General features: G+C 73.5%; 19 protein-coding genes. 9 read left to right on the forward strand and 10 right to left on the reverse strand.

What is annotated here, in order from left to right; all coding sequences use genetic code 11:
• Window positions 1–20 precede the first annotated feature (20 nt).
• The 3 genes from NUM_RS28195 to NUM_RS28205 all read right to left on the reverse strand — a co-directional run bounded on the left by NUM_RS28195 (window position 21) and on the right by NUM_RS28205 (window position 3,215).
• Window positions 21–1,169 carry a type III polyketide synthase gene (locus tag NUM_RS28195; RefSeq protein ID WP_207127986.1) on the reverse strand — a complete coding sequence of 383 codons (1,149 nt, stop codon included), beginning with the start codon at window positions 1,167–1,169 and terminating at the stop codon, window positions 21–23.
• The gene (locus tag NUM_RS28200; protein WP_207128045.1) at window positions 1,163–2,335 is read right to left on the reverse strand and encodes an acyl-CoA dehydrogenase family protein; all 1,173 of its coding nucleotides are present in this window, start codon (window positions 2,333–2,335) and stop codon (window positions 1,163–1,165) included. Before NUM_RS28200 ends, NUM_RS28195 begins: the two co-directional genes overlap by 7 nt.
• 79 nt (window positions 2,336–2,414) lie before the next feature.
• Window positions 2,415–3,215, reverse strand: coding sequence for a methyltransferase domain-containing protein (locus NUM_RS28205; protein WP_207128046.1), 801 nt, complete (start codon window positions 3,213–3,215; stop codon window positions 2,415–2,417).
• 262 nt (window positions 3,216–3,477) lie between these two features.
• On the opposite strand from NUM_RS28205, the gene NUM_RS28210 reads away from it, so the two are divergent.
• The 5 genes from NUM_RS28210 to NUM_RS28230 all read left to right on the forward strand — a co-directional run bounded on the left by NUM_RS28210 (window position 3,478) and on the right by NUM_RS28230 (window position 8,406).
• Window positions 3,478–4,239, forward strand: coding sequence for a UbiA family prenyltransferase (locus NUM_RS28210; protein WP_225918907.1), 762 nt, complete (start codon window positions 3,478–3,480; stop codon window positions 4,237–4,239).
• 135 nt (window positions 4,240–4,374) lie between these two features.
• Window positions 4,375–5,067: a hypothetical protein gene (locus NUM_RS28215; protein ID WP_207127988.1), complete on the forward strand. Its 693-nt coding sequence runs from the start codon at window positions 4,375–4,377 to the stop codon at window positions 5,065–5,067.
• An 85-nt stretch (window positions 5,068–5,152) separates the two neighbouring features.
• Window positions 5,153–6,625, forward strand: a complete 1,473-nt coding sequence (gene radA, locus NUM_RS28220; protein ID WP_207127989.1) for a DNA repair protein RadA — start codon at window positions 5,153–5,155, stop codon at window positions 6,623–6,625.
• Between the two features lie 258 nt (window positions 6,626–6,883).
• The gene (gene disA, locus NUM_RS28225) at window positions 6,884–7,915 is read left to right on the forward strand and encodes a DNA integrity scanning diadenylate cyclase DisA (protein WP_370467076.1); all 1,032 of its coding nucleotides are present in this window, start codon (window positions 6,884–6,886) and stop codon (window positions 7,913–7,915) included.
• Between the two features lie 122 nt (window positions 7,916–8,037).
• A complete protein-coding gene (locus NUM_RS28230; RefSeq protein ID WP_207127991.1) occupies window positions 8,038–8,406 on the forward strand; it encodes a hypothetical protein in 369 nt (122 codons plus the stop codon).
• Window positions 8,407–8,409: 3 nt separating this feature from the next.
• Here NUM_RS28230 and NUM_RS28235 read toward each other — a convergent pair whose 3' ends face one another.
• The 3 genes from NUM_RS28235 to sigJ all read right to left on the reverse strand — a co-directional run bounded on the left by NUM_RS28235 (window position 8,410) and on the right by sigJ (window position 11,022).
• Window positions 8,410–9,129 carry a hypothetical protein gene (locus tag NUM_RS28235; protein WP_207127992.1) on the reverse strand — a complete coding sequence of 240 codons (720 nt, stop codon included), beginning with the start codon at window positions 9,127–9,129 and terminating at the stop codon, window positions 8,410–8,412.
• A gap of 102 nt (window positions 9,130–9,231) precedes the next feature.
• On the reverse strand, window positions 9,232–10,011 hold the full coding sequence (locus tag NUM_RS28240) for an SDR family oxidoreductase (protein ID WP_225918908.1): 780 nt from the start codon (window positions 10,009–10,011) through the stop codon (window positions 9,232–9,234).
• A 90-nt stretch (window positions 10,012–10,101) separates the two neighbouring features.
• The gene (gene sigJ, locus NUM_RS28245) at window positions 10,102–11,022 is read right to left on the reverse strand and encodes an RNA polymerase sigma factor SigJ (protein ID WP_207127994.1); all 921 of its coding nucleotides are present in this window, start codon (window positions 11,020–11,022) and stop codon (window positions 10,102–10,104) included.
• Window positions 11,023–11,206: 184 nt separating this feature from the next.
• On the opposite strand from sigJ, the gene NUM_RS28250 reads away from it, so the two are divergent.
• On the forward strand, window positions 11,207–11,707 hold the full coding sequence (locus NUM_RS28250; RefSeq protein WP_207127995.1) for a carboxymuconolactone decarboxylase family protein: 501 nt from the start codon (window positions 11,207–11,209) through the stop codon (window positions 11,705–11,707).
• Between the two features lie 88 nt (window positions 11,708–11,795).
• Complete coding sequence (locus NUM_RS28255; protein WP_207127996.1) at window positions 11,796–12,683, forward strand: A/G-specific adenine glycosylase; 888 nt, start codon at window positions 11,796–11,798, stop codon at window positions 12,681–12,683.
• Window positions 12,684–12,852: 169 nt separating this feature from the next.
• On the opposite strand, the gene NUM_RS28260 is transcribed toward NUM_RS28255, so the two are convergent.
• From NUM_RS28260 to lysS, 3 genes are all read right to left on the reverse strand, one after another.
• Window positions 12,853–15,375 carry an ATP-dependent Clp protease ATP-binding subunit gene (locus NUM_RS28260; RefSeq protein ID WP_207127997.1) on the reverse strand — a complete coding sequence of 841 codons (2,523 nt, stop codon included), beginning with the start codon at window positions 15,373–15,375 and terminating at the stop codon, window positions 12,853–12,855.
• 523 nt (window positions 15,376–15,898) lie between these two features.
• A complete protein-coding gene (locus tag NUM_RS28265) occupies window positions 15,899–16,255 on the reverse strand; it encodes a histone-like nucleoid-structuring protein Lsr2 (protein ID WP_207127998.1) in 357 nt (118 codons plus the stop codon).
• A 173-nt stretch (window positions 16,256–16,428) separates the two neighbouring features.
• Window positions 16,429–17,883, reverse strand: a complete 1,455-nt coding sequence (gene lysS / locus NUM_RS28270; RefSeq protein WP_207128047.1) for a lysine--tRNA ligase — start codon at window positions 17,881–17,883, stop codon at window positions 16,429–16,431.
• A gap of 214 nt (window positions 17,884–18,097) precedes the next feature.
• Between lysS and NUM_RS28275 the strand changes: the two genes are divergently transcribed.
• Window positions 18,098–18,826 (forward strand): class I SAM-dependent methyltransferase, encoded by a 729-nt coding sequence (locus NUM_RS28275; RefSeq protein WP_207127999.1) that lies wholly within the window; start codon window positions 18,098–18,100, stop codon window positions 18,824–18,826.
• 191 nt (window positions 18,827–19,017) lie between these two features.
• Here NUM_RS28275 and NUM_RS28280 read toward each other — a convergent pair whose 3' ends face one another.
• Complete coding sequence (locus tag NUM_RS28280; RefSeq protein ID WP_207128000.1) at window positions 19,018–19,659, reverse strand: TetR/AcrR family transcriptional regulator; 642 nt, start codon at window positions 19,657–19,659, stop codon at window positions 19,018–19,020.
• Window positions 19,660–19,771: 112 nt separating this feature from the next.
• Here NUM_RS28280 and NUM_RS28285 point away from each other — a divergent pair, with 112 nt between their 5' ends.
• On the forward strand, window positions 19,772–20,962 hold the full coding sequence (locus NUM_RS28285) for an FAD-dependent oxidoreductase (protein ID WP_207128001.1): 1,191 nt from the start codon (window positions 19,772–19,774) through the stop codon (window positions 20,960–20,962).
• Window positions 20,963–21,063: the final 101 nt, after the last annotated feature.

Genomic DNA, 21,063 nt, shown 5'->3' on the forward strand with positions numbered 1-21,063 from the left:
CGCGCCGCGTCGCCGCGTCGTCAGACGGCGCGCAACAGCACGGCGTAGAGCGTGAGGCCGGGGCCGAACGCGAGGGCGACGGTGCGCTCGCCGGGACGTACCGGCAGCTCCTGCAGCACCGCGAGCACCGTGCCGGACGAGCAGTTGCCGTGCTGGCGCAGCGTCGCGCGGGACGGCTCCAGCGCCGCGTCGGCCAGCCCGAGCCGCTCCTGCACCACGTCCAGGATGCGCGGGCCGCCCGGATGCACCGCCCAGTGCGCGACATCGGCGACGGTCAGGCCGTGCCGGCGCAGCAGCGTCGCCACCGTGTCCGGCAGCTGCCCGGCCAGCGTGTCCGGTACCCGGGCGGACAGCCCCATCCGGAAGCCGTGGTCGGTGACGTCCCAGGTCATCTGGTCGGCCGTGGCCACGTCGGTGGTCGCCGCCACGTCCACCACCGCCAGCCCCGGTACCGGCCGGGTCGCCTCGGCCGGCCGCAGCACCGCCGCGACCGCCGCGTCGGAGAACAGCGCGTGCGCCACCACCTGAGACAGGTCCCGGCTGGCCGGCTGCAGGTGCAGCGAGGTCAGCTCGACGCACAGCAGTACCGCCGGGCGACGGTGCACGGCGACGAAGTCGGCGACCGCGGCCAGCCCGGGCAGCGCCGCGTAGCAGCCCATGTGGCCGATCAGCAGCCGCTGCACGTCGTTCGGCAGGCCGAGCTCGGCGGCGAGCCGGATGTCCACCCCGGGCGTCACGTAGCCGGTGCAGGAGGCCACCGCGAGCAGACCCGGATCGCGTACCGACAGGCCGGCGTCGGCGAGCGCCGCGGTCACCGCGGCCCGGCCGAGCGGCAGCGCCTCGGTCAGGTACCGGCGCATCCGGTCCCCGGTGCCCATCGTCGAGACGTCCTCGACCAGCGGGTTGACCGCCGGATGACGCTGCCGCACGCCGGCGTGCGCGAAGATCCGGCCGGCACTGCGCACGTCCCGGTAGTGCTCGGCGAAGAAGTCGGCCCACAGCGTCGACTGCGCCACCGCGGGCGGGAAGGCCGCGGCGAGCCCGGCCAGTACCGGGGTGACCGCCGCGCCCGCGGCGTCGGTGCGGCCGGCCGCGGACGGCAGCGTGGTCGGCGCGGTCGCCGTCCGGTTCGGTGCCCGCGGGGCCGACACCGCGTCGGGGCTCACCATCGGGGAGCCGTCCCGGTGGCGTTCGGGTCGCCGCCGAGGGCGGCCACCCCGAGCCAGTCGGCGCACACGTCGCTGGTCGCCGGCTGGAGCGCGCCGCACCGGGCGTCCCGGTACAGCCGTTCCAGCGGCTGACCGCGGCGGGAGGCGCCGGCACCGGCCGCCTCCAGCAGGTCGCTCGCCACCCGCGCCGCGGTGTCGCCGGCGAGCAGCTTGGCCCGCCACACCCAGCGGTTCGTCTCGGGCGCCCCCGGGTCCTCGTCGACCCGGCGGGCCGCCTCCAGTACCGCGAGGCGGGTCGCGGCGACGTCGGCCTCGGCCCGGCCGATCCGGGCCCGTACCGCGGGGAGCGTCGCCAGGTTCCGACCCTCCACATAGGACACCACGGCGTCCACGGCGGCCTGCGCAACCCCGACGTACACCGCGGCGTAGCTGGCGACCAGCCACTGCGGCATCACCTGGGCGACCAGCAGGGCCAGCCCCTCGATGCCACCGAGCAGCGCATCGGCCGGTACCCGCACCGACAGGTGCAGGTCGTGGCTGGCGGTGGCGCGCATGCCGAGCACGTCCCAGTTCGGCTCGACCCGGACGCCGTCGCCGGCCGGTACCAGGAACTGGGAGACCTTGTCCGCCTCGGCCGACGAGCGGGCGGCGACGAGGTAGCCGGCGGCGCCCTCGGCGCCGGAGACGAAGCACTTGTGGCCGTCGATGACGAACCCGTTGCCGTCCGCGCGGTAGGTACTGGTCAGCTCGGACAACCGGGAGCCGGCCCGGGGCTCGCTCATCGCCACCGCGTACCGCGCGCCGTCGCGCACCGCGGCGGTCAGGATCGCGTCCCGGGCTGCGAAGTACGCGTCGGTCGCGCCGAGCGCGCGGGCCAGCTCGTCCGGGGTCTGCGCCAGCGCGCCGGTGACCGAGGCGTGCATGTTGTAGATCAGCGCGGTCGCGCCGTTGCCGCGGCCCAGCTCCATCGCCACCCGCGCGTAGTCGGCGAACCCGGCACCGGCACCGCCCAGCCGCGTCGGCACCATCAGCCCGAGCAGGCCGGCGTCGCGCAGCGCCGCAAGGTCCGCGGCCGGCAGCGCGCCGTCCACGTCGTACCCGGCCGCCCGCGCGGCGAAGTCCGGGACCAGCGCGGCGGCCGCCGCCACCGCCCGGTCGGGTGTCAGCGGCTGCTCCTCGGTCACCTCACGCGTGCTGGTCACGTCGCCTCCCTGAGAGCTCCTGGCCGCAGCCTGTGGACCGCCGTCACGGTGTCTCGCGCGGGGGCCGGTCGCGCCGCCGGCCGCGAAACTGGTAGAGCAGCGCCGGCGAGCCGCCGGGCCGCATGGTCACCGGGCCGCGCCCGGTCGCGACGAACCGCAACAACCCCGGTACCCCCGGCCGAAGCCCACGTACCTGCAGGTCCACGCCGTGCGCCCGGGCCGCGATGCGCAGCAGCCGGGGCGGTACGAACAGGTCCGGGTCGTGGATGCCGGCAGCGATCACCGGCCGGAACCGCAACCGGGCGCCGGGCCGGCGCGGGTGCAGCACCACCGCCGGTACCCGCTCGCCCAGCGTGACCAGGACCAGCCGGGCCAGCGCCGTCGCGTTGATCGTGTCCCCGACCAGCAGCCCGCCCGGCCGCAGCAGCCGCGCCGCCTCGGCGATCACCCGGGCCGGATCGGCGACGTGTTCCAGCAACTCACCGGCCACCACCACGTCGGCGCAGCCGGACGCGAGCGGCACCCGGTACGCGTCGCCGGCCAGCGGCGTCACCCCGTGCCGGCGGGCGACCCGCAGCGAGGTGTCGACCGGATCGATGCCGACGTGCCGGTACCCGCGACCGGCCAGCCACGGCGCGAGCAGCCCACCGCCGCAGCCCAGATCGACGAGCACCGCGCCGGGCCGGGGCGCCGGCGGTACCAGCCGGGCCCGCGCGGCGGCCAGCCAGCTCAGCGAGGCGAACACCCCGTCCGGGCTCCACCACTCGTCCCGCAGCCGCTCGTACTGGGACAGCTCGTTGCGGCCCCGGTGCGGGCCCGGCGCCCGATCGACGGTGTGCACCATCGCGATCACCCCCCGACCCTGTCACACGAACGGGATGCTCGGGAGGTTCATCGCGGTACGGGCACGCGCCGACCCGCCGTGCCGCGCCGGTTCGGTGCGCGCGGACGGGAGGCGGGTGCGGGCAGACTGGCCGGATGAGCGTCCGGAGCCTTGCCTGGTGAGCAGGCAGCGATTCGATCGTCCTGCGGCGAACGGCGGCGTTCCGACGAGCGTTCGGCGGACGGTGGTGGGCCTGGTCCGCGGCTGCCATCCGGAGCCTGTGGTGGCGGTCACACTGGTGGCCACGGCGCTGTCGGTCGCGGTCGGTCGCGGCGCCGCCGGTACCGCGTCGGTGGCCGCCGCGGTGTGCACCGGCCAGCTGTCCGTCGGCTGGGCGAACGACTGGCTGGACGCGGCCCGCGACCTCGCCGCCGGCCGCCCGGACAAGCCGGTGGTGACCGGGTTGATCGCGCCGGGCACGCTGCGCGCGGCGGCGCTCGCCGCGGCGGTGGCGACCGTACCGCTGTCGCTGCTGTCCGGTTGGCTGGCCGGCACCGTGCACCTCGCCGCGGTCGGCAGCGCCTGGCTGTACGACCGGCCGCTGAAGGCCACCCCCGCCTCGGTGCTGCCCTACCTCGCCTCGTTCGGGCTGTTGCCGGCGTTCGTGCTGCTCGGCGCGGGCGTACCGGTGCCGTGGTGGCTGCCCGCGGCGGGCGCCGCGCTCGGCGGCGGAGCGCACTTCTTCAACGCGCTGCCCGACCTCGCCGCCGACCGGGCCGCCGGCATCGCGGGGCTGCCGCACCGGCTCGGTGCCCGCAGGGCCTGGTGGGTCGGCGCGGCACTGCTGCTGGCCGCCTCCGGCCTGCTCGCCTACGGGGTACCAGGCTGGTACGGGCCGGCCGGGTTCGCGGTGGCGCTCGCCGCGCTGGCGGTGGGTGCGGTGGCGGGGCGCCGGCCGGGCTCCCGCGCCACCTTCCGGGTGGTGCTCGTGGTCGCCCTGGTCGACGTCGCCCTGCTGGTTCTCGCCGGCGCCGCCACCGGCTGACCCACCCCACCGGCGCCGGCGGCTCGTCGAGCCCGGCGCCGACCGGCGATCGGCACCTCTCCGCACGCACCGGTACGGCCGGCATTAGGCTGTCCGGTGGCCTACCTGGGCATTGCAGCAAGGAGGATCGGCACCGTGAGCCGCAGTGTTGTGTCGTCTCGATCGCCTCGGCTGCGTCGGTTCACCCGACGTGGCGCGCTCGCGCTGGTCGCCGGGGTGGGTGCCGCCACGGTGCTCGCCGGCTGCAGTGCCGGACAGATCTCCGAGACCGCGAAGATCCAGCCCGCTGTGCAGGGCGCGGACGCCCAGTCCGACTCCGGCACCATCGCGCTGCGCAACCTGACCGTGCTGTTCCGCGGCGACGGCGACGCGACGTACACGGCGGGCCAGGACGCGCCGCTGGTGGTCCGGATCGCCAACTCGGGTGCCGACGACGACGTGCTGACCTCGGTGAGCACCAACGCCGCCGAGTCCGTCGTCTACGTCGACAGCTCCGCCTCGCCGGCCGCGTCGCCGTCGGGCAAAGCGTCCCCGTCGGGCAGCGCGTCGCCGTCCGGCAGCGCCTCGCCGACGCCGAACGACCAGCCGCCCGGCAAGGACCGGTTCGACCTCAAGGTGGCGTCCCAGGACATGCTGACGCTGCTGCCGGACCAGGGCAAATACCTCGAGCTGTACAAGGTGCGCCGGGACCTGCGGTCCGGCCAGACGGTGCGGCTGGTGTTCCACTTCCAGAAGGCCGGCGACATCCGGATCGACGTGCCGATGGCCCCGCCGGAGCAGGTCACCGAGCGTTCCCCGGCCGGCGTCGAGCACCCGGAAGAGGGCTGAACCGAAGTCGTCCGGTGCCGCGGCACCGCGCCTGTCCGGGCGCGGCGCCGCGGCACTGTCGTACCCGGGGCATAGCGTTTCGGCCGTGACTTCCCGAAGCTCCGGCACTCGCTCCGGTTCCGCCTCCCGCGGTGCGGCGGTCCGCACCGTCCGCCCCGCGTACCACTGCGACGCGTGCGGGTTCGCGGTGCCGAAGTGGGTGGGTCGCTGCCCCGACTGCGGCAGCTGGGGTTCGATCGTCGAGGCGGCGCCGGCGGCGGCCGCACCGGCCGCGACGCCTTCGCTCGCCGCGCGCGCCCCGTCGGTACCGGCCAGTCCGATCGGCGCGGTCGATCTGGAGGAGGCGGCGCACCGGCCGACCGGGGTCGGCGAGCTCGACCGGGTGCTCGGCGGCGGGCTGGTGCCGGGTTCGGTGGTGCTGCTCGCCGGCGAGCCCGGGGTGGGCAAGTCGACGCTGCTGCTGGAGGTGGCCTACCGCTGGTGTGCCAGCGCGCCGGCGCCGGCCGCGGCCACCCCGTCGCTGGTGGTCAGCGGCGAGGAGTCGGCCGCGCAGGTGCGGCTGCGGGCCGAGCGCACCGGCGCGGTGCACGACAGCCTGTTCCTCGCCACCGAGACCGACCTGGCGAACGTGCTCGGGCACATCGACACGGTCAAGCCGGGTCTGCTGATCCTCGACTCGGTGCAGACGATCGCCTCCCCCGAGGTCGACGGTTCGGCCGGCGGGGTGACCCAGGTCCGGGCGGTGACCGCGGCGCTGGTCGCGGTGGCCAAGGAGCGCGGCATCGCCACCGTGCTGGTCGGCCACGTCACCAAGGACGGCGCGATCGCCGGCCCCCGGGTGCTGGAGCACCTGGTCGACGTGGTGCTGCACTTCGAGGGCGACCGGCACTCGACGTTGCGGCTGGTCCGCGCGGTGAAGAACCGGTTCGGCGCGGCCGACGAGGTGGGCTGCTTCGAGATGCACGACGGCGGCATCCGCGGCCTCGCCGACCCGTCCGGGCTGTTCCTGTCCCGACACGCCGACCCGGTGCCGGGCACCTGCGTGACGGTGACCGTGGAGGGCCGCCGGCCGCTGCTGACCGAGGTGCAGGCGCTGGTGGCGCCGTCGGTGCTGCCGTCGCCGCGGCGGGCGGTGTCCGGGCTCGACTCGGCCCGGGTGGCGATGGCGCTCGCGGTGCTGGAGCGGCGCTGCAAGGTGCGGCTGCACGACCGGGAGGTGTTCGCAGCGACGGTCGGCGGGGTGCGGGTGACCGAGCCGTCGGCCGACCTCGCGGTGAGCCTGGCGGTGGCCTCGGCGTCCCGTGACTTCCCGCTGCCGGCCGACCTGGTCGCGATCGGCGAGGTGGGGCTGGCCGGCGAGGTGCGGCCGGTGTCGGCGGTGCCCCGCCGCCTGTCCGAGGCGGCTCGGCTGGGCTTCACCCGGGCGCTGGTGCCGGTGGGCTGCGGCCCGGCGGCGACCGGGGTCGACGCGCCGGCCGGGCTGTCGGTCACCGAGGTGCCCGACCTGGGCGCGGCGCTGCGCGCGGTGGCCGACGCCACTCGGGCGGCGCGCGACTGACTCCGCCCGGTTCCTCCCGGTAACGGCGGTCTCGCGATTCAGCGTTGGCGGCAGACCGGAGCCGTACACATCGCTTCGGACACGAAGCGTGAGCGAGTGATCGTCGGGGCGGTGTTGCCGAGCCCCGCATTCCCTACACTGTGCCGGGCGGGGTGGCCCGTGACCGGAGCGGGGCGACCCCGGTTCTCCGGTGGTGATCGAAGGAGCGGCGAGGTGCCAATCGACCGGGATGATCCGCTGCGCGCGACGCTCGCGCTGATGGCGCCGGGCACCGCACTGCGGGAGGGCCTGGAGCGGATCCTGCGCGGCAACACCGGTGCGCTGATCGTGCTCGGGTACGACCGGGCCGTCGACGTGCTGTGCACCGGTGGCTTCCCGCTGGACGTCGAGTTCTCCGCGACCCGGCTGCGCGAGCTGTGCAAGATGGACGGCGCGGTCATCCTCACCAACGACTGCTCCCGCATCGTGCAGGCCGCGGTGCACCTGATGCCCGATCCGTCGATCCCGACCGAGGAGTCCGGCACCCGGCACCGCACCGCGGAGCGCGTCGCCCGGCAGACCGGGTACCCGGTGATCTCGGTGAGCCAGTCGATGCACATCATCAGCCTGTACGTGACCGGCCAGCGGCACGTGCTGGACGACTCGGCGGCGATCCTGTCCCGGGCCAACCAGGCGCTCGCCACCCTGGAGCGGTACAAGGCGCGGCTGGACGAGGTGTCCGGCACCCTGTCCGCGCTGGAGATCGAGGACCTGGTCACGGTCCGGGACGCGATGGCCGTGGTGCAGCGGCTGGAGATGGTGCGCCGGATCGCCGACGAGATCGAGGGGTACGTGATCGAGCTCGGCACCGACGGCCGGCTGCTCGCGCTGCAGCTCGACGAGCTGATGGCCGGGGTGGACGAGGACCGCGCCCTGGTCATCCGCGACTACTTCCCGCCGGGGCGGATCCCGCCGCAGGTGCACGAGGTGCTGGCGCAGCTCGACGAGCTGTCCGCGACCGAGCTGCTGGACCTGACCGCGGTCGCCAAGGCGCTCAGCTACCCGGCGACCACGGAAGCGCTGGAGGCGGCGATCAGCCCGCTCGGGTTCCGGCTGCTGGCGAAGGTGCCGCGGCTGCCGGCCGCGGTGGTGGACCGGCTGGTCGGCCACTTCGGTGGGCTGCAGCGGCTGCTCGGCGCCACCGTGGAGGACCTGCAGGCGGTCGATGGCGTCGGCGACAGCCGGGCCCGCACCGTCCGCGAGGGCCTGTCCCGCCTCGCCGAGGCCTCCATCCTGGAACGCTACGTCTGACCCACCCCGCTTCGATCCTCCGGCCCGCCCGGCGCGGCGTCGATCCGGCGCGGCACGGCTGACAGGTCCTGTCAGCCGTCACCACTAGCGTCTCGCGGCGAGACGACGGGACGGGAGTGCCGATGATCGAGGGCGTACTGATCGCCGAGAGCCTCCGGGTCGGCGGCGAGCTGTCCGGGCTACCACTGCGGCTGACCCGGGTCACCCGGGTCGCGGCCGGCGACACCGACGCCGGCCAACCGCCGCTCTGGACGCTGCTGTACTTCGCCGCCCCGGACGACGCCGCGGAACGGCTGGCCACCGCGCTGGCCGGCGCCCTCGCCCCGGTCGGTGGGTGGTACTGCGACTTCGGTACCGGCACGGAGAAGTTCGTGGTGTTCGCCGACCGGGTGTTCCGCTACCCGCGGGGCGAGCGGGCGGGCGGTGACGCGGCCCGGGCGTACGGGCGAAGCGTCGGGGTGCCGGCGCCGCAGCTCGACTGGGCCGAGTGACGGTCAGGTCACCGTCAACGGGTAGGGCTTGGCGTGTTTGGTGCCGACCCGGCCGTCCAGCGAGTAGGACCCGCGGGACAGGGCGTGCCGGGCCGTCTTGCAGCCCTTGCTCGCCGTGCGGCCGTCCCACACCAGCCGGTACGTGACGTGCACGCCCGGGTCGAACCGGCGGACGTCGGAGCCGTGGTTGGGGTCGCAGTAGTCCGACGACCAGACCGTCGTGTCACCGTGCTTGACGGACAGCTCCTGCTGGTCGGCACCGATGTCCCGGGTGCAGGCCTTGGTCGAGCCGTTCCCGATGGTCAGGTAGAGCGCCGGGGTCGAGCCGGCCGGCATCGTGCGCGGATCCACCCGTACCGACACGGTCAGCGCGTCGTCGCCGCAGTGCGCGGCCGGTTCGTCGTCGTCGGCCGGCGGCGGGACGGCGGAGGCGTCGACCGGGGCGCCGTCACCGCTGCCGGCGGTCGGGGTGGGGCTCGCCGACGGGCTGCCGGTGGGCGACGGGTCGCCGGTCGCCGGCGCCGTCGAGGACCCGGAGCCGGAACCGGCCCCGGGGCGCGACGACTGCTTCGTGCCGGCCGCGTGCGGGCCGGACGACGTCTCCGGCGCCCCCGGGCTGCACGCCCACACGGTGAGCACGACCACCAGCGCCACGCCGGCCAGCACGACCACCCGCCGTCGCCAGTAGACGGCGGGTGGGAGCGGGCCAACCGTCATCCGCATGCTCGAACACGTTAGCGACGACGTCGGCGAATGCCGGTAGGCGCGCCGGATCGACGGCCGCCGATCACCCGCGCCGCACCTGGCGTGCGGCACCCGGACCGGTCAGTACGGGCTGCTGATCGTGCCGTCCGCCTGCCGCAACCGCTCCAGGTACTCGGCGAACGTGACATGCCCGTCGGCGTGGTCCGGCGACAGGTGCGCGCCGTCCCGGAACGCCGCCATGGTGCGCCCCGGCAGCCGTACCGGCACCCGCAGCACCCGTCGCTGCAGCCCGGCGACCGACAGGTAGGTGCGCATCAGCTCGGGCAGCGAGGTGACCTCGGGCCCACCCATGTCCGGCACCCGGCCGGCCGGCTCACCCAGCACCAGGTCGGCCATCCGGTCGGCCACCTCGCCGACGTCGACCGGCTGCACCGTCAGGTTCGGTACCAGCGCCACCGGCGGGCGCGCGATCGGCCGCAGGAAGCGCAGCACCAGGTCGTGGAACTGGGTGGTGCGCAGCACCGTCCACGGCGCGCCGGACTGCGCGATGGCCAGTTCCGAGTTGAGCTTCGCCCGGTAGTAGCCGAACGGGATCCGGTCCACGCCGACGATCGAGATGTAGGTCAGCGGCCGGTCGCCGCGCTCGGCGAGCAGCCGCCGGGTCTGCGCCACGTCGCGCTCGGGATGCCGGTAGTCGGCGCTGGTCGCGCAGTGCGCGATCGCGTCCACCCCGTCCAGCGCCTGCGCCAGCCCGGTGCCGCTCTCCAGGTCGCCGCGGACCGAACCGGTCGGCAGCCCCTCCCGCCGGCTGAGCACCCGCACCTCGGCACGTTCCTTGAGCCGCTCGACCAGCGCCCGGCCGAGCACGCCCGTACCGCCTGTCACCAAAACCCTCGTCATGACCATCCGACGGTACGCCGGCCGGAAACGTGACGTGCCGCGATCGGCGCAGGTCGGGTTTCCCGCCGTATGCGGGGGAAATCCCGTTCCTCACTCCCAGCCGGCGCGCAGCTTCTCCGGGTTGCGTACCGCCCAGATCCGGCTGACCCGGTCGCCGGTGACCTCGATCGCGGCGACCACGACCAGCTCGTCACCGCGCCGCGCCACCAGGCCCGGCCGGCCGTTCACGGCACGCTCCAGCAGCGTCGTGCGCGGGCCGCCATCGACGAACCGCAGCAGGTACCGGACGATCCGGTCGCCGCCGTGGATCGGATGCCGGGCCGCGGTGACCAGCCCGCCACCGTCCACCACGACGGTGGCGTCCGGGTCGAGCAGGCCCAGCAGCGCGTCGATGTCCTGCGCCTCCCAGGCCCGGCGGAAGTCCCGGACCACCCGCTGCCGTACCGCGTCGTCCGGTGCCGCCGCGGGCTGCGCGGCGCGGAGCCGGCGGCGGGCCGAGGTGGCCAGCTGGCGGCACGCCGCCTCGCTGCGGCCGACGATCCCCGCCACGTCGGCGAACCGGTACCCGAAGACGTCGTGCAGGATCAGCGCGACCCGCTCGGCCGGCGTCATCGAGTCGAGCACGACCAGGAACGCCATCGTGATCGACTCGTCCAGGGTGACCCGGTCGGCCGGATCGTCGGGCGGGCCCGCCACCGGGCCACCGAGCGGCGTACCGTCGCCCGGCACCGGCTCGGGGATCCACTCGCCGACGTAGCGCTCCCGCCGGGCGCGGGCCGAGCCGAGCACGTCCAGGCAGATCCGGCTGGCGACCGTGGTCAGCCAGGCGCCCGGCGACACGATCTGCTCCCGCTGCGCCGCGGACAGCCGGTACCAGCGCAGGTACGTCTCCTGCACCACGTCCTCGGCGTCGGCGAGCGAGCCGAGCAGCCGGTACGCGAGGCTCGTCAGCGCGCGCCGCTCGCCGACGACCGCCGCCAGGCCCGGGTCGTCCACAGCCCCCGTGTCCATCCGCCCACCGTCCCTCTCGTACCGCGACTTCCCCACCGGTTCGACGAAACAGCACGTCCGGTCGTGACGCCACCGTCCGGCGCGGACATCACAGCGCCGCCTCACGTTCGGACGGGCCGCGTCGTCGAAGGGGCGAGGCGCCGGGACCGGCCGGCGCCCGTGCCGACGAGAGGAACCACGCGAGATGACCACGAGCACCGAACCAGCCGGCGCCACCTCCCGGCTGTCCAACCCGGCCCGGTACTTCCCGGAGTTGGGCACCGTGTCGACCGCGCTGGCCAAGGCCACCCGCAACGGCGCCGTACCGCGGGCGACGATCGGCCTGGTGCAGCTGCGCGCCGGCCAGATCGTCGGCAGCACGTACCACACCGTCCGGCAGACGGAGCTGCTGCGCAAGGCGGGCGAGCCGGAGGAGCGCATCACCGCGGTCGCGTCGTGGCGGGACGCGCCGTACTTCACCGACCCCGAGCGGGTCGCGTTGGAGCTGGTGGAGGCGGTACTGACGGCGAACCCGAGCGGTCAGCGGGTGGACGACGAGCTGTACGCCCGAGCCGCCGCGCACTACGACGAGCGGGGGCTGTGGACGCTGACCCTGGTGATCGGGCAGATCTGCCTGTTCATCCCGGTCGCGCTGATCGCTCAGCCGATCCCCGGCACCCCGATCGGCAAGAACTACCGCGAATAGCACTCCGCTGCGCTTCGTCCCGGCTGCGTTGCGCCTCGTCCCGGCGGTACAGGGGTCCGTCGGGGCGGTGTGGCAGGATCGGGCGGCGATGGACAGCTCGGTACTCCAGCGGCGGTTGGCCGCGCTCGTCGGCGACTGGTACGCCGAACACGCCCGGGAACTGCCCTGGCGGGCGCCGGGCGTCTCCGCCTGGGCGGTGCTGGTCAGCGAGATCATGCTGCAGCAGACCCCGGTGCACCGGGTGCTGCCGGTGTGGCGGGAGTGGCTGGCCCGCTGGCCCACCCCGCAGGATCTGGCCGTCGAGCCGGCGGCCGAGGTGATCCGCGCCTGGGGCCGGCTCGGCTACCCGCGCCGCGCGCTGCGGCTGCACGAGTGCGCGAAGGCGCTCGTGGAGCGGCACGGCGGCGAGGTACCGCGGGAGGTCGAGGCGCTGCTCGCGCTGCCCGGCATCGGCTCGTACACGGCGCGCGCGGTCGCCGTGTTCGCCTACGGCGACCGGCATCCGGTGGTGGACACGAACGTCCGCCGGTTCGTCGCCCGGGCCGTGACGGCGCTCGCCGACGCCGGGCCACCCCGTACGGTGGCCGACCTGGCCGCGGTCGAGGAGCTGCTACCGACCGACCCGGCCGACGCGGCCCGCGCCTCCATCGCGTTCATGGAGCTCGGCGCGCTGATCTGCACCGCCCGTGCGCCGCGCTGCGCGGACTGCCCGGTGTACGCCGAGTGCGGCTGGCAGCGCGCCGGCCGGCCGGCGGCCACCGGCCCGGCCCGGAAGGTGCAGAAGTTCGCCGGCACCGACCGGCAGGTGCGCGGCCTGCTGATGGCGGTGTTGCGGGAGGCGACCGCGCCGGTGCCCCGCGCCGCGCTGGACGCGGTGTGGCAGGACGGCACCCAGCGCGACCGGGCGCTGGCCGGCCTGCTCGACGACGGCCTGGTGCACCGGCTCACCGACGACCGGTACGCCCTGCCGTCCTGACCGGCTGCCGGTGGTGTCCACGCTGCGGATGCCGTGGGCGGGGGACGGACCGTCGACTACGCAGCGGCAACCGCCGGGCGTCGCCTTCCACGGGTAGCGACGACACCGGCCTGCAAACGACGCTGGCCCCGGACCTTGCGGTCCGGGGCCAGCGCGGTGTTGCCGACTGCTACTCGGTGGCTTCGCCGGCGCTCAGGTCGGCGGGCACCGCGTCCGGCACCTCGGCCGGCTTGGTGGTGCCGCGGAAGACCAGGTGCGACTTGTCGATGTCGGCCGGGTCGCCCTCGACGTCCACCACCACGATCTGGCCCGGGGTGATCTCGTTGAACAGGATGCGCTCGGACAGCGCGTCCTCGATCTCCCGCTGGATCGTGCGGCGCAGCGGCCGGGCACCGAGGACCGGGTCGAAGCCCTTCTTCGCCAGGAACCGCTTGGCCCCGTCGGTGAGCTCCATGCCCATGTCCTTGTTGCGCAGCTGCGTCTCGATCCGGGCGATCATGATGTCCACGATCTCCAGGATGTTGTCCTCGGACAGCTGGTGGAACACGACCGTGTCGTCGATCCGGTTGAGGAACTCCGGCCGGAAGTGCTTCTTCAGCTCGTCCTGGACCTTCAGCTTCATCCGCTCGTAGTTGCTGTCCGAGTCGTTCGACTGCGAGAAGCCCAGCGAGACCGCCTTGGCCACGTCCCGGGTGCCCAGGTTGGTGGTCAGGATGATCACCGTGTTCTTGAAGTCCACGATGCGACCCTGGCCGTCGGTCAGCCGACCGTCCTCCAGGATCTGCAGCAGCGTGTTGAACACGTCCGGGTGTGCCTTCTCGATCTCGTCGAACAGCACCACCGAGAACGGCTTGCGCCGCACCTTCTCGGTCAGCTGGCCACCCTCGTCGTACCCGACGTAGCCGGGAGGCGCGCCGACCAGGCGGGACACCGTGTACCGGTCGTGGAACTCGCTCATGTCCAGCTGGATGATCGAGTCTTCCGAGCCGAACAGGAACTCGGCCAGCGCCTTGGACAGCTCGCTCTTCCCGACGCCGGACGGGCCGGCGAAGATGAACGAACCGGACGGCCGCTTCGGGTCCTTCAGGCCGGACCGGGTGCGCCGGATCGCCTGCGAGACCGACTTGACCGCGTCCTCCTGGCCGACGACCCGCTTGTGCAGCTCGTCTTCCATCCGCAGCAGCCGGGAGGTCTCCTCCTCGGTGAGCTTGTAGACCGGGATGCCCGTCCAGTTGGCCAGCACGTCGGCGATCTGCTCGTCGTCGACCTCACTGACCACGTCCAGGTCGCCGGACTTCCACTCCTTCTCGCGCTGCGACTTCTGGTTGAGCAGCTGCTTCTCCGAGTCGCGCAGCTGCGCGGCCCGCTCGAAGTCCTGCGCGTCGATCGCCGATTCCTTGTCCTTGCGGACCTGGGCGATCTTCTCGTCGAACTCGCGCAGGTCCGGCGGCGCGGTCATCCGGCGGATCCGCATCCGGGCGCCGGCCTCGTCGATCAGGTCGATCGCCTTGTCCGGCAGGTACCGGTCGGAGATGTACCGGTCGGCGAGGGTCGCCGCGGCCACCAGCGCCTTGTCGGTGATCGAGATGCGGTGGTGCGCCTCGTACTTGTCGCGCAGGCCCTTGAGCATCTCGATGGTGTGCGCCAGCGACGGCTCGTCCACCTGGATCGGCTGGAACCGGCGCTCCAGCGCCGCGTCCTTCTCCAGGTACTTCCGGTACTCGTCGAGCGTGGTGGCGCCGATGGTCTGCAGCTCGCCGCGGGCCAGCATCGGCTTCAGGATGCTGGCGGCGTCGATCGCGCCCTCGGCGGCACCCGCACCCACCAGGGTGTGGATCTCGTCGATGAACAGGATGATGTCGCCGCGGGAGCGGATCTCCTTCAGGACCTTGCGCAGCCGCTCCTCGAAGTCACCGCGGTAGCGCGAGCCGGCCACCAGGGCGCCCAGGTCGAGCGTGTAGAGCTGCTTGTCCTTCAGCGTCTCGGGCACCTCGCCCTTGACGACCTTCTGGGCCAGCCCCTCGACCACGGCGGTCTTGCCGACGCCGGGCTCACCGATCAGCACCGGGTTGTTCTTGGTGCGGCGGGAGAGGACCTGCATGATCCGCTCGATTTCCTTCTCCCGGCCGATGACCGGGTCGAGCTTCGTCTCCCGGGCGGCCTGGGTCAGGTTGCGGCCGAACTGGTCGAGCACCAGCGAGGTGGACGGGGTGGCCTCACCGGTCGCGCCGGCACCGGCGGCCTCCTTGCCGCCCTGGTAGCCGGACAGCAGCTGGATGACCTGCTGCCGCACCCGGTTGAGGTCGGCGCCCAGCTTGACCAGCACCTGGGCCGCGACGCCCTCGCCCTCGCGGATCAGCCCGAGCAGGATGTGCTCGGTACCGATGTAGTTGTGGCCGAGCTGCAGCGCCTCGCGCAGCGACAGCTCCAGCACCTTCTTGGCGCGCGGGGTGAACGGGATGTGCCCGCTCGGCGCCTGCTGGCCCTGGCCGATGATCTCCTCGACCTGCTGGCGGACGCCTTCGAGGGAGATGCCGAGGCTCTCCAGCGCCTTGGCCGCAACGCCCTCACCCTCGTGGATGAGCCCGAGCAGGATGTGCTCGGTACCGATGTAGTTGTGGTTGAGCATCCGGGCCTCTTCTTGGGCCAGGACGACAACGCGACGGGCGCGGTCGGTGAACCTCTCGAACATTCCTTCGTGCTCCTCACGTGCTCGTGTCCCGGTTGCGGTCCTCGGTCACCCGGTTGTGAGCCTTGCCGGCGAGCCCGCGGGGGCTCCGGCCAAGCCACGAGCACCTGGTGGTGTCCGTGTCATCACTCTATCGCTGGCCGGTGACCTTCTCCTGACGGCGGCGGGCGGCCAACCCCCCGCCAACCCACCACGGGACACGGCCGGTCGGTCGTGACTGTGCCGGTGTACAGGACCTTTGAGTCAACCAGGCGCAGGGCCGGGCTGTTCCACCCCGCCGCGGGTGTACGCCGAGAGCGAAATCGGCGCGCCGCCGACGGCGCCGGGAACCTGCCCGGCGCGACCCGTTCACCCGGTCGCGGTCGGCCCGGCCGGTCGGTCAGCGGGCCGAGGGCGGTGGCCGACATCACCGTTCGAATCCGTCTCAGGACGCCAGGTGATCATCGGCTCGCCGGCCGGAACAGCATGCGGCCCGGACACACCGATCGGGTGTCCGGGCCGTCGTCGAGACTGCGGTCGGGTCGGCTCAGCGACCCGCCTCCGCGTGGTAACGCTCCACGATGTCGGCGGAAATGCGGCCGCGATCGGAGATATCGAGGCCTTTACGCTTTGCCCACTCGCGGATGGCGCGATTCTGCTCGCGGTCGCTGGCCGCCGAGGAGGTGCCTCGATTCCGCGGCGCGGCGCCGCTGCGGGCCACACTGCCGCGGCCGAGCTTGCGCGCCTTGCCGACGTACGTCGCGAGCGCGTCACGCAGGCCCTGGGCGTTGGAATCGGAAAGGTCGATCTCGTAGTTCATGCCGTCCAGGCCGAACTTCACGGTCTCCGCGGCTTCCCCGCCGTCCAGGTCGTCGACGAGGAGGACCTGTACCTTCTGCGCCACAGCGCGATCCCTTCTGGTGGTGATTACCGAGCTCGGGGAAAACAATAACTCATCGGCTCGGCGAATACGTCGTCGGGGAAAAACCCAACAGATAATTGGGCCGCCGTCGATGCTGCTTTACCCCGCGCCGGCACGCAATGACCGGTTCGCTGTGCGGGACGGTAGCCGGCCGACTACTCCGGGCGGACGAGCGGGAACAGGATGGTTTCTCGGATGCCGAGACCGGTGAGCGCCATCAGCAGCCGGTCAATCCCCATTCCGACCCCACCGGTCGGCGGCATGCCGTATTCCAGAGCGCGCAGGAAGTCCTCGTCCAGCTGCATCGCCTCGGCGTCACCGCCGGCTGCGAGCAGCGACTGCGCGGTCAACCGTTCCCGCTGCACGACCGGGTCGACCAGCTCCGAGTAGCCGGTCCCGAGCTCGAATCCCTGCACGTACAGATCCCACTTCTCGACCACCCCGGGGATGCTGCGGTGCGGCCGTACCAACGGTGACGTCTCGACCGGATAGTCGCGCACGAAGGTCGGTTCGACGAGACGGTCGGCGACCAACTCGTCGAACAGCTCCTCGGCGAGCTTCCCGGCTCCCCATGCCGGATCCACGGCAATTTCGTGCGCCTGCGCGTAGGTCACCAGCTTCGCGTGCTCGGTGGCCGGTGTCACCTCTTCGCCGAGCGCGTCCGACAGCGCCCCGTACATGCTGACCCGGCGCCATTCCCCGCCGAGATCGAACTGGCTGCCGTCCTGATGGGTGACCATCGTGCTGCCGTGCACCGCAAGGGCGGCGCGCACCACGAGCTCCTGGGTCAGATCGGCCACCGTGTCATAGTTCCCATAAGCCTCATAGAACTCCAGCATGGCGAACTCCGGCGAGTGCGAGGAGTCGACGCCCTCGTTCCGGAAGTTGCGGTTGATCTCGAAGACCTTCTCGATTCCACCGACCGCCGCACGCTTGAGATAGAGCTCCGGCGCGATCCGTAGATACAGATCGATATCGAGCGCATTCGAATGGGTGACAAACGGTCGCGCGGTCGCTCCACCGTGCAACGGCTGCAGCATCGGCGTCTCGACCTCGACGAAACCGCGCTCGTGCAGCGTGTCGCGCAGGCTGCGCACCACGTTCGCCCGGGTTCGTACCGTCTGCCGGGCCTGCGGGCGCATGATCAGGTCGACGTAGCGCTGCCGGACCCGCGCCTCCTCCGACATCGGCTTGTGCGCCACCGGCAACGGCCGCAACGCCTTCGAGGTGATCTGCCAGCGCTGCGCGAACACCGACAGCTCGCCGCGCCGGCTGGTGATCACCTCACCCTCGATGCCGACGTGGTCGCCCAGGTCGACCAGCCGCTTCCACTCGTCCAGCGACTCCTTGCCCACCTCGGCAGCGGACAGCATCGCCTGCAGCTCGGTACCGTCACCGGCGCGCAGGGTGGCGAAGCACAGCTTGCCGGTGTTGCGGACGAAGATCACCCGGCCGGCGACCGCGACCGTGTCCCCGGTCGCGGTGTCCGGCGGCAGCTCGCCGTACTTGTCGCGCACCTCGGCGAGGGTCGCGGTGCGGGGGAAACCCAGCAGGTACGGCTCGACGCCGTCGGAGAGCATCTTGGCCCGCTTCTCCCGCCGGACCCGCATCTGCTCGGGAAGCTCGTCCTGCTCGTCTGCGCTGCGCGGCTCGTCGGTACTCACGGCAACTCTCTGTTCGCTGGGTCGGTGACACGCAACGCTCAGCGTAACGAGTCGTCCCTCCCCCGCCGGCAAGCGGCCGGTGTGCAGACCTGATGGTGAAACGGTGGTGATCCGCGGCGGCGGCTCGGCACCACCGCGCCACGTCGGTAGCTTGGCGGGCATGGAGCCCGAGATCCGCGACAGACACCGGTTGTCCTTCGGCCCCGCAGCCGACCTGTACGACCAGGTACGCCCGTCGTACCCGAACGAGGCGATCGACTGGATGGTCGGGCCGGCGCCGCGCAGGGTGGTCGATCTCGGCGCCGGGACCGGCATCTTCACCCGCCAGCTGGTCGCCGCCGGGCACGACGTGATCGCGGTCGAACCCGATCCCGGGATGCGCGCCAAGCTCGCCGCGCGGGTGCCCGGGGTGCCGACACTCGCCGGCTCCGCCGAGTCGGTACCGCTGCCGGACGCCAGCGTGGACGCGGTGGTGGCGGCCCAGGCGTACCACTGGTTCGATCCGGCGGTGGCGCACCCGGAGATCGCCCGGTTGCTCGCGCCGGGTGGGGTGTTCGCGCCGGTCTGGAACCAGCGGGACAACGAGGTCGACTGGGTCGCGCGGCTGACCGAGATCGTCGGCAGCGAGGCGGTCGTCCCGCCGGAGCTGCCGGGTGAGCTGTTCGAGCCGATGCAGCGGGCCGACTTCCGGCACGAGGTGCCGATCTCGCCGGACGGGCTGGTCGCGCTGATCCGGTCCCGCTCGTACTACCTGACCTCGGCGCCGGCGGAGCGGGACCGGCTGGAGTCGGAGGTCCGGCAGCTGTGCGCGACCCATCCCGACCTGCGCGGCCGGGACCGCTTCCCGATGCCGTACCTGACGTCCGCGTTCCGCGCCGCCCGCCGCTGACCCGCGCCGCCCGCCGCTGAGCGCCACCGCCCGCCGCTGACCGGCACGGCCCGCCGCTGACCCGCGCCACCCACCGCTGACCGGCACGGCGCTCACCGCTGGCCGGCACGACCCGCCGCTGACGCCGCTGACCCGCGCGGCGCCGACCCGCGGAGACGGACGCTGCCCGGCGGCCGGCGACGGGAGCGCCGTCAGTCGACGGCGTCCGTTGCCGGCTCGCCGGCCACGTCGGGCACCGGGATGTCGGCGCCGTCCGGCGCTGGGTCGGCGAGGGCGCCGGTGAGGGCCAGGGTGGCGCGGCGGGCGGCGGCGAGCACGTCGGCCGGGTCGACGTCGGCGGGGGCGGCGAGCAGCGCGGCCCGGACCGTGTCGAACGTCATCCGCAGCAGGATCCGGCCCTGCGGGTCGGTGCGCTCGTCGGCGAGCAGGTCGATCAGCTCGTCGATGCCGCCGACCACGTCGATGCCGTGCCCGGTGATCCGCCGCATGACCGGCTGGTTCGCGTGCGCGAGCCGCATCGTCGCCAGGTGTTCCGCGGTGGTACCGGCGAGCCAGCGCAACGCGGTCCGGCGCGCCAGGTCGGGGGTCCGCGGCTGGTCGCGCACCCAGTCGATCAGCTCGTCCAGGTCGCGGCGGCGCTGCTCGACCAGGCTGGCGAGGATCTCCTCCTTGTTCCGGAAGTGGTAGTAGAGCGACGACCTGGTCAGGCCGAGCGCCTCGGTCAGGTCGCGGGTCGAGGTCGCCTCGTAGCCCTTCTCGGTGAACAGCTGTCGCGCGACGCGCTGGATCTGGGTGCGGGTGTCGGCGCCGCTGCGCCGCTCGCGTCCGGTCATGACCCTCCTCTCCTCTGCCGCCAGCATAGTTGCTTACCGAGCGCCCGTTCAGCTACCGTCCTACTTACCGAGCGGCCAGTCAGTTCGGCCGCGCTGTCGAAGGAGGATCGCCATGAGCACCGAACCCCGCAGCACCTCCGAACCCCGGATCGCGATCGTCGGCGCCGGACCGGCCGGCCTGATGTGCGCCCGGGTCCTGCACAACCACCGCATCCCCGCGACCGTGTACGACGCCGACACGTCGCTGACCTCGCGCGACGCCGGCGGAAGCCTCGACCTGCACGCCGACACCGGGCAGATCGCGCTCGCCGACGCCGGCCTGCTCGACGTGTTCGCCGCCCTCGCCCGGTACGAGGACCAGGCCAAGCGGCGGGTCGACCAGCACGGCACCGAGCTCGCCGCGTTCGTCCCGGACGCCGACGACGACGCCGCGCCCGAGATCGACCGCGGCCAGCTGCGCCGCCTGCTCGCCGGCAGCGTGCCCGCCGGTACTGTCCACTTCGGACACCGGGTGACCGGGGTCGAGGCGGTCGGCGACCGGTACCGGCTGCGCTTCGCGAACGGTGGCCACGCCGACGCCGATCTCGTGGTCGGCGCCGACGGCACCTGGTCCCGGGTCCGGCCGCTGGTCAGCGACGCCGCCCCGGCGTACACCGGGGTGTCGTTCGTGGAGGTGCGGTTCGACGACGTCGAGACCCGGCACCCGGACGTCGCCGCGCTGGTCGGCACCGGTCACCTGTTCGCCAACGACGGCGCCGGGCTGGCCATCGTCGCGCAGCGCAACAGCGGCGGGCAGATCCGCTGCTACCTCAGCATGCGCATCGAGGCGGACTGGCCGCGGCGGGCCGGGATCGAGCCGGACGACGAGGCGGCGGTCCGCCGCTACCTGCTCGACGCGTACCGGGGGTGGGACGCGCGGTTCCGGCCGCTGCTGACCGACACCGACAGCGGGTACCTGCACCGCCCGATCCACGCGCTGCCGGCGGGGCTGACCTGGCCGCACCGGTCCGGCATCACGCTGGTCGGCGACGCGGCGCACGTGATGCCGCCCCTCGGTGGCTGGGGCGCGAACCTCGCCCTGCTGGACGCCGCCGAGCTGGCCACCGCGATCGCGACCCAGCCGCCCGGGACGGCGCTCACCGGGTACGAGCAGCGGATGTGGGCGCGCTCCGGCCCGCTCGCGGCGGCGGCGAACGAGGGCCTGGCCCGCTTCGCCGGCGCCGCCGACCACATCCCGGACCACCGCGCCGAACACCAGCGGTACCAGGCCGACGCCGCCGCCTACCGCGCCGCCCGGGCCTGACGCCCGCCATGGCACGTCGGCTCGCCGAACCGGCAGTACGCCCGGCGGTCGCGGGCGCCCGGCGATCGGGCGGACGCGGGGCACGCCACCGGATGGCGCGC

The sequence above is a fragment of the Actinocatenispora comari genome (assembly GCF_017312725.1).
GTDB classification, from domain to species: domain Bacteria; phylum Actinomycetota; class Actinomycetes; order Mycobacteriales; family Micromonosporaceae; genus Actinocatenispora; species Actinocatenispora comari.

What these genes read in the sequence shown, in the direction of transcription:
- NUM_RS28255 (WP_207127996.1), top strand. Translation starts at nt 11,796, where the DNA reads ATGGACAGCTCGGTACTCCAGCGGCGGTTGGCCGCGCTCGTCGGCGAC.
- NUM_RS28260 (WP_207127997.1), bottom strand. Translation starts at nt 15,375, where the DNA reads ATGTTCGAGAGGTTCACCGACCGCGCCCGTCGCGTTGTCGTCCTGGCC.
- NUM_RS28250 (WP_207127995.1), top strand. Translation starts at nt 11,207, where the DNA reads ATGACCACGAGCACCGAACCAGCCGGCGCCACCTCCCGGCTGTCCAAC.
- NUM_RS28285 (WP_207128001.1), top strand. Translation starts at nt 19,772, where the DNA reads ATGAGCACCGAACCCCGCAGCACCTCCGAACCCCGGATCGCGATCGTC.
- NUM_RS28195 (WP_207127986.1), bottom strand. Translation starts at nt 1,169, where the DNA reads ATGGTGAGCCCCGACGCGGTGTCGGCCCCGCGGGCACCGAACCGGACG.
- NUM_RS28230 (WP_207127991.1), top strand. Translation starts at nt 8,038, where the DNA reads ATGATCGAGGGCGTACTGATCGCCGAGAGCCTCCGGGTCGGCGGCGAG.
- lysS (WP_207128047.1), bottom strand. Translation starts at nt 17,883, where the DNA reads ATGCGGGTCCGGCGGGAGAAGCGGGCCAAGATGCTCTCCGACGGCGTC.
- NUM_RS28275 (WP_207127999.1), top strand. Translation starts at nt 18,098, where the DNA reads ATGGAGCCCGAGATCCGCGACAGACACCGGTTGTCCTTCGGCCCCGCA.
- NUM_RS28235 (WP_207127992.1), bottom strand. Translation starts at nt 9,129, where the DNA reads ATGCGGATGACGGTTGGCCCGCTCCCACCCGCCGTCTACTGGCGACGG.
- disA (WP_370467076.1), top strand. Translation starts at nt 6,884, where the DNA reads ATGGCGCCGGGCACCGCACTGCGGGAGGGCCTGGAGCGGATCCTGCGC.
- NUM_RS28205 (WP_207128046.1), bottom strand. Translation starts at nt 3,215, where the DNA reads ATGGTGCACACCGTCGATCGGGCGCCGGGCCCGCACCGGGGCCGCAAC.
- NUM_RS28280 (WP_207128000.1), bottom strand. Translation starts at nt 19,659, where the DNA reads ATGACCGGACGCGAGCGGCGCAGCGGCGCCGACACCCGCACCCAGATC.
- NUM_RS28240 (WP_225918908.1), bottom strand. Translation starts at nt 10,011, where the DNA reads ATGACGAGGGTTTTGGTGACAGGCGGTACGGGCGTGCTCGGCCGGGCG.
- sigJ (WP_207127994.1), bottom strand. Translation starts at nt 11,022, where the DNA reads ATGGACACGGGGGCTGTGGACGACCCGGGCCTGGCGGCGGTCGTCGGC.